General features: G+C 72.5%; 14 protein-coding genes and 1 pseudogene. 8 read left to right on the top strand and 7 right to left on the bottom strand.

Going from position 1 to position 13,195, the window contains the following annotated elements:
- Nucleotides 1-24 precede the first annotated feature (24 nt).
- The 4 genes from HNR02_RS23890 to HNR02_RS23875 all read left to right on the top strand — a co-directional run bounded on the left by HNR02_RS23890 (nucleotide 25) and on the right by HNR02_RS23875 (nucleotide 5,367).
- Nucleotides 25-1,176, top strand: coding sequence for a DUF6236 family protein (locus tag HNR02_RS23890; RefSeq protein ID WP_179775348.1), 1,152 nt, complete (start codon nucleotides 25-27; stop codon nucleotides 1,174-1,176).
- 260 nt (nucleotides 1,177-1,436) lie between these two features.
- A complete protein-coding gene (locus HNR02_RS23885) occupies nucleotides 1,437-2,264 on the top strand; it encodes an ABC transporter ATP-binding protein (RefSeq protein ID WP_179775347.1) in 828 nt (275 codons plus the stop codon).
- 30 nt (nucleotides 2,265-2,294) lie between these two features.
- Entirely contained in the window at nucleotides 2,295-3,269 is a 975-nt protein-coding gene (locus HNR02_RS23880; RefSeq protein ID WP_179775346.1) for an ABC transporter substrate-binding protein, read from the top strand.
- Nucleotides 3,270-3,276: 7 nt separating this feature from the next.
- Nucleotides 3,277-5,367 carry an iron ABC transporter permease gene (locus HNR02_RS23875; protein ID WP_179775345.1) on the top strand — a complete coding sequence of 697 codons (2,091 nt, stop codon included), beginning with the start codon at nucleotides 3,277-3,279 and terminating at the stop codon, nucleotides 5,365-5,367.
- On the opposite strand, the pseudogene shbA reads toward HNR02_RS23875, so the two are convergent.
- Nucleotides 5,359-5,929: pseudogene (shbA, locus tag HNR02_RS23870) on the bottom strand (RNA polymerase sigma factor ShbA). The gene HNR02_RS23875 and the pseudogene shbA sit on opposite strands and share 9 nt — an antisense overlap.
- 107 nt (nucleotides 5,930-6,036) lie before the next feature.
- Nucleotides 6,037-6,351: a sigma factor-like helix-turn-helix DNA-binding protein gene (locus HNR02_RS36195; RefSeq protein ID WP_281377272.1), complete on the bottom strand. Its 315-nt coding sequence runs from the start codon at nucleotides 6,349-6,351 to the stop codon at nucleotides 6,037-6,039.
- Between the two features lie 529 nt (nucleotides 6,352-6,880).
- Between HNR02_RS36195 and HNR02_RS23860 the strand changes: the two genes are divergently transcribed.
- Together HNR02_RS23860 and HNR02_RS23855 are read left to right on the top strand one after the other, a co-directional pair.
- Complete coding sequence (locus HNR02_RS23860) at nucleotides 6,881-7,426, top strand: NADPH-dependent FMN reductase (protein ID WP_179775344.1); 546 nt, start codon at nucleotides 6,881-6,883, stop codon at nucleotides 7,424-7,426.
- Between the two features lie 34 nt (nucleotides 7,427-7,460).
- Entirely contained in the window at nucleotides 7,461-8,387 is a 927-nt protein-coding gene (locus tag HNR02_RS23855; RefSeq protein ID WP_312861113.1) for a DUF5829 family protein, read from the top strand.
- Nucleotides 8,388-8,473: 86 nt separating this feature from the next.
- On the opposite strand, the gene HNR02_RS23850 is transcribed toward HNR02_RS23855, so the two are convergent.
- From HNR02_RS23850 to HNR02_RS23835, 4 genes are all read right to left on the bottom strand, one after another.
- On the bottom strand, nucleotides 8,474-8,950 hold the full coding sequence (locus tag HNR02_RS23850) for a DUF2087 domain-containing protein (RefSeq protein ID WP_179775343.1): 477 nt from the start codon (nucleotides 8,948-8,950) through the stop codon (nucleotides 8,474-8,476).
- A 99-nt stretch (nucleotides 8,951-9,049) separates the two neighbouring features.
- The gene (locus HNR02_RS23845) at nucleotides 9,050-9,379 is read right to left on the bottom strand and encodes an MmcQ/YjbR family DNA-binding protein (protein WP_179776093.1); all 330 of its coding nucleotides are present in this window, start codon (nucleotides 9,377-9,379) and stop codon (nucleotides 9,050-9,052) included.
- A gap of 72 nt (nucleotides 9,380-9,451) precedes the next feature.
- Nucleotides 9,452-10,600, bottom strand: a complete 1,149-nt coding sequence (locus HNR02_RS23840; protein ID WP_179775342.1) for a GDSL-type esterase/lipase family protein — start codon at nucleotides 10,598-10,600, stop codon at nucleotides 9,452-9,454.
- Nucleotides 10,597-11,172 carry a TetR/AcrR family transcriptional regulator gene (locus tag HNR02_RS23835; RefSeq protein ID WP_179775341.1) on the bottom strand — a complete coding sequence of 192 codons (576 nt, stop codon included), beginning with the start codon at nucleotides 11,170-11,172 and terminating at the stop codon, nucleotides 10,597-10,599. The genes HNR02_RS23840 and HNR02_RS23835 overlap by 4 nt, the downstream gene beginning before the upstream one ends.
- Before the next feature lie 155 nt (nucleotides 11,173-11,327).
- Between HNR02_RS23835 and HNR02_RS23830 the strand changes: the two genes are divergently transcribed.
- Nucleotides 11,328-11,900, top strand: coding sequence for a class F sortase (locus HNR02_RS23830; RefSeq protein WP_179775340.1), 573 nt, complete (start codon nucleotides 11,328-11,330; stop codon nucleotides 11,898-11,900).
- A gap of 35 nt (nucleotides 11,901-11,935) precedes the next feature.
- On the top strand, nucleotides 11,936-12,517 hold the full coding sequence (locus HNR02_RS23825) for a hypothetical protein (protein ID WP_179775339.1): 582 nt from the start codon (nucleotides 11,936-11,938) through the stop codon (nucleotides 12,515-12,517).
- A 34-nt stretch (nucleotides 12,518-12,551) separates the two neighbouring features.
- Here HNR02_RS23825 and HNR02_RS23820 read toward each other — a convergent pair whose 3' ends face one another.
- A complete protein-coding gene (locus HNR02_RS23820) occupies nucleotides 12,552-13,181 on the bottom strand; it encodes a VC0807 family protein (protein ID WP_179775338.1) in 630 nt (209 codons plus the stop codon).
- Between the last annotated feature and the right edge of the window lie 14 nt (nucleotides 13,182-13,195).

Raw genomic sequence — 13,195 nt, 5'->3', positions numbered from 1 at the left:
TCGACGTCGCAGGATGGGGGGCCCGTGCCGCAGATCGCGCTCTACTACCCGTGGATGCACTTCCAGAACGACCACTGGCTGAAACTCGCCCTGCTGACCTGGGACGGGATCGTCCGCGTCCGCCCGCCGGGCGCGCCCGACCGGGATCAGGACCTGGTCCGGCAGCTGCGCCGGGAATCCGACTTCATCGTCGAAACCACGCCCGGTCCCAGGGTGCTCGACACCGTCGCCACGTCATTCGAGCAGGTCATCGACACCGATCCGGACCGCATCCTGAACGGCTACCGGCTCGGATACGACGGTGCCTGGCGTGGCTACGAGCCACCTCCCTCGCAGCGCGCCCCGGAGCCCGAGCCGGGGGATTCCGAACTGGTCTGGGTCTTTGCCGAGGCGCCCGGCGCCAAGATGGCGAGCCGGCTGGCCGCGATGCTGGTCCGGGCCGGGCTGGCGAGACGCTCGGCCGGGCCATGGCTGGGCCTGCGTCCGCCGCTGGGCTCGGTCTACCTCGCCGTGCTCACCGACGCGATGGCACGCCACGAGCGGCTCCGCCCGGCCACCGACGACCCGCGCATGCACACCGCGGTCGGCGCCCTCGACCGGCTCAGCGAACTGCTGACCGGTGACCCCGCGCCGCGTTCAACTCTGGACAGCGCGGAAAGCGCTTACCTCCACGTGGCGCTGCGGAGCGTGCTGGTGCCCGACGACCTCGACCGGGTGCCCACGCGGAAGCTGATCCGGTTCCGCGAGCGACACCGCGCCGAGCTGGCCGCCTTCCACGACCACGTCGCGAGCCTCGGGCCACAGCTGGCGGACATCGCCGAGGTGGAGAGCCTGCCCGTCGCCTCGGCACACCTGAAAGCGCTCTACGAACGGGAGACCGGGCCGCGGCTCGACGAGCTCCGGCGGGCGCTGCGCGGCTTCGGGATCGAATCGTCGGCAGGCGCGCTCGCCCAGAAGATCGACCTCGGCGCCGCGGGCGGCACCGTCCTGGGCGGTCTCGCCGCGGCGGGCGGCCAGCTGGCCGTCGCCGGCGCCGCGGTCGCGGTGTCGGTCGTGCCCTACCTCGCCGGGCGGGTCCGCTCCCGACGGGCGACGATTCGCGACTCCCCCGTGTCCTACCTGCTGGCCGTCGGCCGCGAACTCTCCGCGAGCACGTTGCTGGGCAAGCTCCGCTGACCCGCGGTCCCGAACAGCTTGCCGTCTTTGATGGCGCGGCCCCGCCGGCCACGCTCGCCGCGGCGATCACCGTGATGCCGTCCTTCTCGTACGGCGCGGCGTACCCGGTCTCGGCACCGGCGGACTTCTTCACCGTCTCGATCAGCTCGTCGACTTTCATAACCGAATCCTCGGCGCCGCACGCCGCCTCGCGGCCCCGGCGGGCACTGTGCCGCACGACACGCTTGTAACTTAGGTTAGCCTTTCTTTAATGTGAGCGGGTGTTCCCGCCACACGCCGCTCCCGGCGTCTCCGCACGCTCACTCGACGTCGCCTACGGGCGTGACGTCGTCGTGCACGCCGCGTCGGTCTCGCTCGACGCGGGCACCGTCACCGCGTTGATCGGCCCCAACGGCAGCGGCAAGTCCACGCTGCTGCGGGCACTGGCCCGGCTGCACCCGCCGACGGCGGGCGCGGTCACCTTCGCCGACGGCGCGGACCTGCGAGCCCTCTCGGCCAGGGAGCTCGCGCGGCGCATCACCCTGTTGTCCCAGCAGCGCAGCGCGCCCGCCGGCCTGTCGGTCCGGGAGCTGGTCGAGTTCGGCCGTCACCCGCACCGCTCCCGCTGGGGCGGCCAGGACCCCGACGGGGCGGCGGCCGTCGACCGCGCCCTCGCGCTCGCCGGTCTCACCGCGCTGGCGGAGCGGCCCGTGCAAGCGCTCTCCGGCGGGCAGGCGCAGCGGGTGTGGCTCGCGGCCTGCCTCGCGCAGGACACCGCGCTGCTGCTGCTCGACGAGCCGACCACGTTCCTCGACCTGCGGTACCAGGTGGAAATCCTCGACGTCGTCCGCGACCTGGCCGACGAGCACGGCGTCGGAATCGGCGTGGTGCTGCACGACCTCGACCAGGCCGCCGCGGTCGCCGACCGCGTGCTGCTCCTGGAGAACGGCCGGGTCACCGCGTCCGGGGCCGCCGCCGAGGTCCTGACGGCCGAAAACCTGACGCGCGCCTACGGCATCCGCGTCGACGTCCACCTCGATCCCTCCGACGGGCGGATCCACACGCGCGCGGTCGGGCGCTTCAACGACCTCCGCGCCACCCCGGCCTGAGAACTCCCCCACCCCCACTCAAGGAGAATCATGCGCATCACCCGAGGGCTCATCGGGGTGTCCGTGGTCGCCGCGTTGTTCGCGGCGGGCTGCGGCACCACCGAGGAAACCGGCAGCCAGGCCGGCGCCGGCGGCGGCGACCCGGTCACGGTCGTCGACTCCCGCGGCAAGACCGTCACCCTCGACGGACCGGCCGAGCGGGTCGCGGCCACCGAGTGGAACGGCGTCGAGAACCTGGTGTCGCTGGGCGTCATGCCCGTCGGCGTGTCCGACATCGAGGGCTACGGCACGTGGGTGAGCGCGGCGCCGCTGGACGGGACGCCGAAGGACCTCGGCACCCGCGGCGAACCCAGCATCGACACGCTCGGCGCGCTGGACCTCGACCTCGTCGTCGTCACCGACAGCCTCACCGAAGGCGCGCTGGAGCAGATCGAGGCGCGCGTCCCGGTGATCGTCCTGCAGGGCGGTGACGCGAAGGACCCGATCGGCGGGATGTTCACCAACCTGGACATGATCGCGAAGGCCACCGGCACCGAGGACAGGGCCGCGCAGCTCAAGTCCGATTTCGACCAGAAGCTGGCCCAGGGCAGGTCCGAAGTGGACGCCCTCGGCGCGACCGGCGAGAAGGTCGCCTTCTCCGACGCCTACGTCAGCTCCGGGACCGTCTCCATCCGCCCCTTCACCAAGGGTTCGCTGGTGTCGGCGGTGTTCGAGCGCCTCGGCCTGCAGAACGCGTGGCCGATGGAGGGCGACCCGGCCTACGGTCTCGCCCAGGCCGACGTGGAGGGTCTGACCCAGCTGCCCGACGTCCGCTTCTGGTATGAGGCCAACGATTCCGAAGCCGACCCCTACGCAGGGGCTCTGGCGAACAACGCGATCTGGACGAACCTGCCCTTCGTCGAGAACGGCAAGGTGCACCGGTTCCCGGACAAGCTGTGGATGTTCGGCGGCCCGAAGTCGATGGCCCAGTACGTCGACGCGGCGATCGCCGCACTGAAGGTCTAGTTCCACAGTGGACAGCGCGACACTCGCACCGCCGTCCGCTCCCGCCGGGGCGGCACCTCCCCGGCGGGGCGGCAGGCTCGCCCTGCTCGTCGCCGGGCTCGCCGTGCTCATCGTGGCGGGCTCGGCGGTGCACCTCACCCAGGGGACCTCGGCCCTCGACGCGCTCGACCTGCTGCGCCTGGTCACCGGCCAGGGCGGGGACGGGACGGCCGCCGTCGTACTGGAGTCCAGGCTCCCCCGCCTGCTGGCCGCGCTGCTCGTCGGCGTCGCGCTCGGCGTCGGGGGCGCCGTGCTGCAGTCGGTGTCGCGCAACGTGATGGCCTCGCCGGACACGCTCGCGGTGGACGCCGGGGCGCACCTGGCGATCGTCGCCGTCGCGGCGTTCGGGATTTCGCTGCCGCTGCTGGGTTCGGCGGGTGTCGCGTTCGCGGGCGGGCTGGGCGCGGCGGCGCTCGTGCTGGCGCTGTCGGGCACCGGCGGCGCCGGTGTCGTGCGGCTGGTGCTGGCGGGCACGGCGATCGCGCTGGCGATGATCTCGGTGACCCGCGTGCTGCTGTTGCTGTTCGCCCAGGAGACCCAGGGCCTCTACGCCTGGGGGTCCGGGGCGCTGGGGCAGAACGGGCTCGGCGGGGTACGAACGCTCGCGCCGGTGGTCGGGGGCGCGCTGGTGCTGCTGCTCGCGTTGTCGCGGCGACTGGACCTGGTGTACCTGGGCGACGACCACGCGCGGACGCTCGGTGTCCACGTGGGGCGGGTCCGCGCGAGCGCGATCGTGCTGGCGGTGCTGATGTCGGCGGCGGCGGTGACGCTGGCGGGCCCCATCGGGTTCGTCGGGCTGGCCGCGCCCGCGCTGGTCCGCCTGCTCTCGGCGGTGGTGCCCGGTCTGCACCGGCACGCCGCGCTGGTCCCGGTCTCCGCCGCGCTGGGTGTGGTGCTGCTGCTGGGCGCCGACGTCCTGATGCGCGCGGTGATCGGGGCGCAGGGCGCGCTGGAGGTGCCCACGGGTGTGGTCACGACGCTCCTCGGCGCGGTGTTCCTGATGCTGCTGGCCCGCAACGTGCGGGTCAGCGCGTCGGCGGCGGAACCGCCCGCCGCCGGGACCCGTGGCGGTGTCACGCCCACGCGGTTCCGCGTGGTGCTCGGTGTCCTGGTGGTCGCGACGGTGGGCGTGGTCGTCGGTTCGGTGCTGCTGGGCGACACGAAACTGCTGCTGGGCGACGTGGTCAACTGGGTCAGCGGGCAGGCCGGGCCGATCGTGACGAACGTGATGGACAACCGGCTGCCCCGCGTGGTCGCGGGGGTGCTGGCGGGCGCCGCGCTCGCGCTGGCGGGCGCGCTGATCCAGGCGGTGGCGCGCAACCCGCTGGCCGAGCCGGGAATCGTCGGCGTGGTGGGCGGCGCGGGTCTGGGCGCGGTCACCGCGATCACGCTCATCCCGGGCATCTCGTTCTGGGCGCAGACCGGTTTCGCCGGGATCGGCGCCGCGGCCGCGACGGTGCTCGTGTTCGCGCTCGCGGCGCGGGGCGGGTTCGCCAGCGAACGGCTGGTGCTGATCGGGTTCGCGGTGCAGGCGGCGACGCAGGCGCTGGTGACCTTGGTGATCACGCTGTCCGACCCGTGGAACGAGACGAAGGCGCTGACCTGGCTCGGCGGATCGACCTACGGCCGGTCGTTCACGCACCTGGTGCCGATGGCGCTCGCCGTGCTCGTGGTGGTGCCGCTGCTGGTGCGGGCCCGTGGCGAGCTCGACCTGCTGTCACTGGACGACGAGACACCGCGGGTGCTGGGCGTGCCGGTGGCGCGGTCGCGTCTGGTGCTGCTGGTGTGCGCGGTGCTGCTGACCGCGGCCGCGGTGGCCGGGGTCGGCGTCATCGCGTTCGTCGGCCTGGTGGCCCCGCACGCGGCCCGCGCACTCGTCGGGCGCCGTCATGCCAGGGCCCTCCCGGTGGCCGCGTTGCTGGGCGCGATCCTGGTGACCGTGGCCGACACGGTGGGCCGCACGGTGATCGCCCCGGCACAACTGCCGGCCGGACTGATGACGGCGTGCGTCGGGGTGCCCTACTTCGTCTGGCTGCTGCACCGGAGCCGCTCACGCTGAGGACTTCCGCGCCAGGAGCGTGCGCAGCCGCGCGAGAGTTTGGTGCTGCGTGACGCGAACCTTGCCCGGCGTCGAGCCGACGGCGACGGCGGTCTCCTCGGCCGACAAATCCCACCACGATCCGCAGCACCACGATCTCCCGCTGCTCGTCGGGCAGCTCGCGCAACAACCCGGTCATCCGCGCGGTCAGCCCAGTCTGCTGTTCGGGTCCTTCGCCGCTCCCGGCTCTTTCGGGCACCTCGGCATCCGGTTCCGCGCGATGTGCGTCGGCCACCTTGTGACGCGCGATGCCGTACACGAAGGCGAGGAACGGGCGCCCGTGCTCCCGGTAGGACTGCAGCGCCGTCAGTACCGCGAGACAGACTTCCTGCGCGACGTCATCCGCGGAAGCGAACGACCGTCCGCCGAGGCGAGCACGGCAGTACCGCACCACGGACGGACGGATCGCGGCGAGCAGCCGTTCGACCGCCGCCGGTTCGCCCTGGACAGCCGCGCTCACCGATTCCTTCAGCCGATCGACCCTGGCGCGCGGACGGCGCGCCCCTCCGGTCCGCGCGACCACGTTCGCCCGGAACGCCTCGTTCCGGGCCGGTTCCGCGATATCGGGTGTGAAGATCGCGTCGAGATAGGCGTCCGCGGCTGTCAGGCGGCGGGACAACGGGTCATCAGTCATCGTGGGGCCTCGCCTCCTCGATCCGTCCCAGCCGGGTCCGCAACCGGGAGCGGCCCCGCGACATTCGTTGTTTCGCCGCGGTTTCGGAAGATCCGCAGCGCCTGCGCGATCTCCCTGACCGAATACCCTTCCGTCGCGAGCACGACCGCGTCCCGGTAGCGCTCCGGGAGTTCCCGGACGGCCCGGAGGGCTTCCACCGCCTCGAGATGCCGCTCCGGGGACGACCAGGTCGTCTGCTGTGCCCGGTCCACCACCTCGTGCGCGTCCAGGTCGGCGATGCGTGATCCCCGGCGCAGGGCTGCCAGCACCATGTTGCGCACGGCCCGGTACAGCCAGGCTCGCTCGTTGCGGACCGGCTCCGCACCGGGATCCCGGCACTCCCGGAGCACCAGTTCGGTGACCGCGTCCTCGGGCGAACACCCGCGCGTCCGGGATCGAGCTGCCGAGCTTGACCGCGAACCGGGCCAGTTCGACGTAGTGGCACTTCCGCAGTGTGGCGGCGCGCTCCGCCACGTCCCCCGGCCCGGCGCCTTGCTCTTGCGTCACGCCGGATCCGGCCCCACCGGACGTGGCGGTGCACCACGCAGCCGCGCGCGCTCGCTCCTCGCATGCCCGCCTGTCGTGCCGGTCTGTCTGTTCACGGAGCCTCCCTCAGCAAGCGTCACCAGTAAGTGACGCGGACCCCGCCGAGGTGACAAAGAATTCCACGCCCACGCGGCGCGTGACGGCGGGCGGCAGGCTCGGCCGCCATTCGCCGCACACCGGGCTCACCCGGACGGCGGTGCGGGGCCGGAGGTAGGTTCGTAGTGATCACATCGGACGACCGGAAGGTGTCACGGCATGAAGATCGGCATCGTCATCGGCTCGGTGCGCAGCGAACGCAAGGGCGAACAGGTGGCCAAGTGGGTGGAGGCGGCGGCGTCCGAACGTGACGACGCCCGGTTCGAGGTGCTCGATCTGCGGGACTTCGACGTGCCGCTGTTCACCTCGCCCGTGGTCCCGGCGGCCGCGAACCGCCAGTACGATTCGCCCAACGTCACCCGGTGGAGCCAGGCCGTCGACGGGTGCGACGGCTTCGTCTTCGTGACCCCCGAGTACAACCACGGCGTTCCGGGCGCCTTCAAGAACGCCGTCGACAGCCTCGGCCCGGAGTGGACGGGCAAAACGGTCGGGTTCGTCGCCTACGGCGCCGACGGCGGGGTTCGCGCCGTCGAGCAGTGGCGCCAGATCGTCGCCAACTTCCAGATGATCGCCGTCCGCGCGCAGGTCTCGCTCTCCCTGTTCGCCGACTTCGACGGCGACAGCCTGGCGCTGCAGGACCGGCGGACCGCCGAGCTGACCACGCTGTTCGACCAGATCACCACCCTCACCTCCCGCCTGTCCTAGTTTCCCCTTGACCGCACCGGGTTCACTCGGTCGCGTGACAGCACACAGGAAGATGCGCCGCTTGATCACCGTCCTCGCCGTGTCCGGGCTGGCTCTGTCCGGCGCGGTGACGGCGCAAGCCGAGGAGGACAGCCGCGTACCGCAGCTGCTCTTCTACAACCACGCCTACGACGTGCTCGACAGACCCACCGCCGACGCCATCGAGAACTCCGCCTACCTGCGGGAGTTCGCGAACTTCGAGGTCCGCACCACCACCGGCGGTGGCCTGACCTGGAAGGGCCGCTACCTCAAGGGCCGGGAGACCTACATCGAGCTGTTCGCGGAGGGCGATCTGCCCGGTACGGACGCGTTGTTCGGCTCCGCGGGCACCGCGCTGTCGACCGAGCACGAGGGTGACCTCGCGACCGTCACGCAGCGCCTGGAGGACCAGGGCATCACGCCGGTGCCCTACCGCCAGAACCGCGACTTCGGTGACGGCGTACTGGTCCCCTGGTTCGACACGATCCGCACCGCCACCTCCTACCAGGCGTTCGACGGCTGGGCGATGGAGTACCTGCCGGAGTACTTCGCCGACCCGCGCAGCGAGACCGAACCCGCGAGCTACGCCGGTGACGTCAGCCGGGAGCGCTACCTGCCCGACGACTACCAGGACCACCTGATGCGGGACATCGCCTCGATCCGCATCGGGGTCACCGCGGATGACCTGGCCACCATGGTGCCGGTGCTGCGGGCCGGTGGCGTCCAGGTGCGCACCCTGAGCGATGGCAGTGTCATCGCCAGCGGCGGCGGCACCACCATCCGCTACGACTCGGTCCCCCGCGAGCAGGCCGGGTTGAAGCAGGTCGTGTTCACGCTGAACAAGTCCGTACCGCGGCACGTCGAGCAGATCGGCCAGTCGAAGCTGGTCGTCGGCCCCGGCTCGACCGCGGTCTGGACCTTCACCGGCACCGCCACGTCCTGAACCGGTGGCGGGCCGGGCAGCGCGCGTCGCTGCCCGGCCCGCCACCCCGCAGGACCACGGACTCCTCGGTAGGCCGTCCGGCGGGATCAGCCGGGCCGCGTTTCCGATGGGCGCCCGTAGCTGCTGCCGTCGTTGCTGCGTTCGAGGAAGCCGTCGTCGACGAGGTGGCGGCGGAGCGCGGCGTGATCGTCGTGGACGGCGGTGAGTATTTCGCGGACGTCGCGTTCGCGGTAGAGGCGGCCGGGTTCGAACCGCTCGGCGAGCTTCGCGAACAGGGCCTGCCGTAGCTCGCCAGGGCGGGGAATCGTCACGAGCCGCCCGCCGCGGAACAGTGCCTCCACCGGGTCGGCGGGCGGTCTGGCCAGCGCTTCACGAAAGGCTTCGGGCACGGCCCGGCAGCGGTCGCCGTCGAACGTCACGAGGCCGGCCGCCACCAGGCGCCGCACCAGCTTGGCGGGTTCACCCGCCGCCGGAAGCCCGTCGGGTGCGGTGCAGATCCGGGCGAAGAGCCGCAGTCGTCCGGGATCGGCCAGTGCCGAAACCAGCGCTTCCGGTGAGGCCATGACTCGAAACTACCGGGCGGCACGCCCACTCGCGAGCGGGTTTCACGCTCACCACCGGCGCGGCGGAACCCGGATCACCCGCATGTCCCGGTCGCGCCGTCACCGGCTCGCCCACCGGGGCGGCGCCGGCTGGGCCGCGACGAGTTCTTCGGGTGCGCTCAGCCGCCACGCCTCGTAGACCAGTTCGGACAGCTCGTCGGCCTCGATGCCCTCCAGGTGGACGACGACCCAGCCGAACCCGCCCGCCGTGAACTGCTCCTCGAACACCTCGGGCCGCTCGGACACCAGCGCCTGCTGCTCGGACAACAGCTGTTTCAGCCCGACGGTGCGGGTGCGCGGCCAGTAGTAGCCGAACCGCTTGCCGCGCACGCCGAACGTTTCGTACTCACCGCCCTTCCCGCGCTGCACGTCGGCCAGCGCGTCGACCATCCGCTGGAACCGCTCGACCCGGACGCTCACCACTGCCCCTCGTTCACCGAGCCATCGTAACGGCGGGGTAGGTCAGAAACCGGCGGCGAACGGGCCCGCGAAGGCGAACTTGGCGAACCGCTCCCCGATCCGGCGGTGCGCGGCCGCGTCCGGGTGCAGCGCGTCCGGCAGCGGCAGTTCGGCGAAGTCGGCCTCCCCGTAGAGCTCGCGGCCGTCCAGGTAGTGCAGGTGCGGATCGTCGCGCTGTGCCACGATCTTCGCCAGCTCGTCGCGGATGATCCGCAGCGTGAGTTTCCCGGCGGCGCGCTCCGCCGGATCGCCCGTGGCCCGGAACCGCACCGTCCCGGCCCGCAGCGCCTCGGAGTCGAAGGCACCGGGGCCCGGGGTGTCCTCGTGGATCGGGCAGTACAGCGGCGAGACGACCAGCAGCGGGACGTCCGGGTGGCCGTCGCGGATCGTGTCGAGGAACCCGTGGACGGCGGGACCGAACGTCCGCAGCCGCAGCGCGTCGCTGTTCACCACGTTGATGCCGATCTTGACGCTGACCAGGTCGGCGGGCGTGTCGCGCATCGTGCGGGCGGTGAACGGGTCGAGCAGCGCGCCACCGCTGAATCCCAGGTTGACCAGGTCCACACCGCCGAGCGCCGCGGCCAGCGACGGCCAGGTGGTGCTGGGACTCGTGGCGTTCGAGCCCTGACTGATCGAGCTGCCGTGGTGCAGCCACACCCGGCCGGCGCGGGGTGCCTGCTCGACGGCCGCGTCGGTGCGCAGCGCGACGAGTTCGGTGGTTTCGTTGTGCGGCAACCAGATCCCGACGTCCTTGGGCCGGGCGGGCAGACCGTCGAACCGCACCGTGGCGGCCGGGCCGGGCGAGGTTCGCGTGGCGCCGGTGGCCAGGTCGACGCGGATCGTGGTGCCGCCCGCCGCACCCGCCTGCGCGGTGAGGCGGCCGTCGACGAGCAGGTCGTACACCCCCTCCGGGCGCGGCGGTACGTCCACGTAGACGCGTTTGGTGGGCAGCGTCTCCAGCTCCACGACCGTGGCCGCGGTCCGGAAGACCAGCCGCACGCCGGAGGGTTGCGATTCGGCCATCGCGAGCTGCGCGTCGGAGCCCTGGGCGCGTGCCCAGGACGGCAGCCGGTGCGGCAGTAGACCGTGCGGGGTGGTCTCCAGCTCCAGCGCGCCGCGGACGAGTCCGGTGGTGATGGGTGTGGTGATCACGGTGTCCCCCTGGACCAGGTACGGAGTGCGGTGTCGAGTACGTCGAGGATGCGCGACCAGGACTCCTGCGAGCCGGGCGTGCTGTGGTCGAACCCGCCCGCGGCCTCCAGGTCGACGAACCCGTGGAAAACGCTGCCCAGCAGCCGGACCGCGTGGGTCTGGTCGTCTCCGGCGAGGTCGTAGCCGCGGAGGATCGCGCGGGTCATCCGCGCGTGCCGGACGCCCGCGCTGCCCGCGGCCGTCTCCGGGTCCAGCCGCAGCCGGGACGCCTCGTAGCGGCCGGGGTGCTCGCGGGCGTAGTCGCGGTAGACGTCGGCCAGGGCGACCAGCGCGTCCTTGCCCGACCGGCCGGCGATGGCGTCCGCCGCGCGGTCGGCCAGCTCGTCCAGCGCCAGCAGCGCGATGCGGGTCCGGAGGTCCCGTGAGCCCCGGACGTGCGAATACAGGCTGGCGACCTGGACATCGAATCGCCTCGCCAGCGCGCTCACGGTCACCTGCGCGAACCCGGCCTCGTCGGCCATCTCCGCTCCGGCGCGCGTGAGCCGTTCGGCGGTCAGCCCCGCCCGTGCCATTCCGCCTCCTCGCCTTCGCTTCTTCGGATATTACCTAAGTATATTAGCCAATTGCCGAGCGGTGTCGCCGATCACGGTTCGGTCTCGGCGGCAACCGGGGCCTCGCGCCGGACGAGTACGCAGCGACAGTGTTTCGTCGTTCACTGGGGGCGGTCATGGGCAGACGGGTGTGGTGGCTGGTCGTGCTGATCGGCCTCGCGCTGGTGGGCGGATGCGCGGGCTCGCCCGCTCACCGGCCGGCGCCCGCGTCCGAATCCTCGACGGCACAACAGTTCCAGCCCGCGGCCGAGCCCGGTGCCGTGGACATCCCGCGGATCGGCGCGCACTCGACGCTCGTCCCGTTGGGACTCAACGCCGACCAGACCATCGAGGTTCCGCCGGTCGGCACGCCCGGGCAGGCGGGCTGGTACTCCTACGGTCCGGCGCCCGGCGAGGTGGGGCCTGCCGTGATCCTCGGTCACGTCGACGGCGGCGGACGGCAGGGAATCTTCCACCGCCTCCGCGAACTCGTGCCCGGCGACGAGGTCAGTGTGTCCCGGAAGGACGGTTCGGTCGTCCGGTTCGCGGTGAGCCGCACCGAGCAGATCGACAAGGACGTCTTCCCGTCCGAAGCCGTCTACGGCGATACCGCGGGGCCGGAGCTACGGCTCATCACCTGCGGCGGCTCGTTCGACCGGGACGCGCACAGCTACCGCGACAACATCATCGTCTTCGCCGTGCCCGCCTGAACCGGGCACGCGGAACGGGGGAAAGGAAGCACACCATGCACAGGACCCGGATCCTCGCCGGTGCCGGCGCGCTCGCCCTCGGTGGCAGCCTGCTCGGCCTGACCACGGCGAGCGCGACCGCGCCACCGCCCACCCTGCGGGTCAGTCCCACCGCGGCGGTGGCGGGGCAGCCGCTGGCCTTCACCGCCTACTGCGCCGGGAACGCGGGCACCGTGACCTCGCCCGGTCTCGTGGCGCCGGTGTCGCTGACCCGGTCGGGCAGCCACTTCACCGGCACCGGCAAGGCGGGCGACCGGCCCGGGCGGTACCAGGCGAGTTTCACGTGTTCCGGCAGCGGCGGCCCCGCCGGGGACGGCACGGTGACCGTGCGGTTCTCGATCGCCTGCACTCCCCCGTCCTCGGCACCCTCGCCGACCCGCACGACCACCCGTCCGCCGAGCACGTCGAGCACCCCGCCGACGACCAGCGGCCAACCGTCCACAACGGAACCCCCGGCGTCCGCCACGCCTGCCGCATCCGTCCGATGTGGTCAGTCGTCGAGCGGGGGTGGCACGCCACCGCAGGTGAAGATCCGTCCGCGGGGCGCGCCGGAAACCGGGGACGGCTCGGCCGCCTGACACGCGCGCGGATCGTGACCGGGCAGGCGGGTGATCACCGCGCGTGGCCCGGGCGGCGCAGCGGCCCGAACACGCTGTGCCAGTGCCCGGTGCGGCGGATCAGCAGATGGGTCGGCACCTGCAGGACGACGATGGTGACGATCGTCAGCACCGTGTCCAGTGCCGGGACCAGGGCGACCGGCAGGCCGTAGGCCATCACCACGCGGATGGCGCTGTCGACGAGGGTGGCGAGGCCCCAGCAGATCGTGATCGTGCGCCAAGCCGCACGGAAGCGCTCGTCGGTGTCCCACAACCGGTCCATCAGCGCCGCGCGGCGGGGCATCACGGCGCGGGTCACCTCGTAGCACAGCGGCCGCGGGCGGCGCAGCGTCGCGAGCGCCCACAGCCCGGCCGGGGCGCTGAACCACGCCCCGCGGGCAAGCAGCTCCCGGGGCCCGCCGCCGAGCAGGGCGCCGAGGACACCGAGCACCGTGCCGAACAGCACCCCGATCGCCAGCGCCTCGACGCTCCGGTCCCGGATCGCCGTGACCAGGACGTTGAGCGCGGGCGGGACGGCCCCCACGACGAGTGCGGGCACGTCGCCCGCACCGGCCGCGCGCAGCCCGTAGAACAGGGCGAGCGGCGCGGCGATGTCCAGTGCGAGGGTGCGGGCGGAGGCGGTCACCACCCGACGATCGC

The sequence above is a fragment of the Amycolatopsis endophytica genome (assembly GCF_013410405.1).
In the GTDB taxonomy this organism is placed as follows: domain Bacteria; phylum Actinomycetota; class Actinomycetes; order Mycobacteriales; family Pseudonocardiaceae; genus Amycolatopsis_E; species Amycolatopsis_E endophytica.
This window is presented reverse-complemented; position numbering and strand designations above follow the sequence as displayed.

Bases quoted from the DNA above. Each gene is read 5' to 3' on its own strand.
- HNR02_RS23860 (WP_179775344.1), top strand. From the start codon at position 6,881: ATGAAGATCGGCATCGTCATCGGCTCGGTGCGCAGCGAACGCAAGGGC.
- HNR02_RS36195 (WP_281377272.1), bottom strand. From the start codon at position 6,351: ATGGTGCTGGCAGCCCTGCGCCGGGGATCACGCATCGCCGACCTGGAC.
- HNR02_RS23880 (WP_179775346.1), top strand. From the start codon at position 2,295: ATGCGCATCACCCGAGGGCTCATCGGGGTGTCCGTGGTCGCCGCGTTG.
- HNR02_RS23845 (WP_179776093.1), bottom strand. From the start codon at position 9,379: ATGGTCGACGCGCTGGCCGACGTGCAGCGCGGGAAGGGCGGTGAGTAC.
- HNR02_RS23850 (WP_179775343.1), bottom strand. From the start codon at position 8,950: ATGGCCTCACCGGAAGCGCTGGTTTCGGCACTGGCCGATCCCGGACGA.
- HNR02_RS23830 (WP_179775340.1), top strand. From the start codon at position 11,328: ATGGGCAGACGGGTGTGGTGGCTGGTCGTGCTGATCGGCCTCGCGCTG.
- HNR02_RS23825 (WP_179775339.1), top strand. From the start codon at position 11,936: ATGCACAGGACCCGGATCCTCGCCGGTGCCGGCGCGCTCGCCCTCGGT.
- HNR02_RS23835 (WP_179775341.1), bottom strand. From the start codon at position 11,172: ATGGCACGGGCGGGGCTGACCGCCGAACGGCTCACGCGCGCCGGAGCG.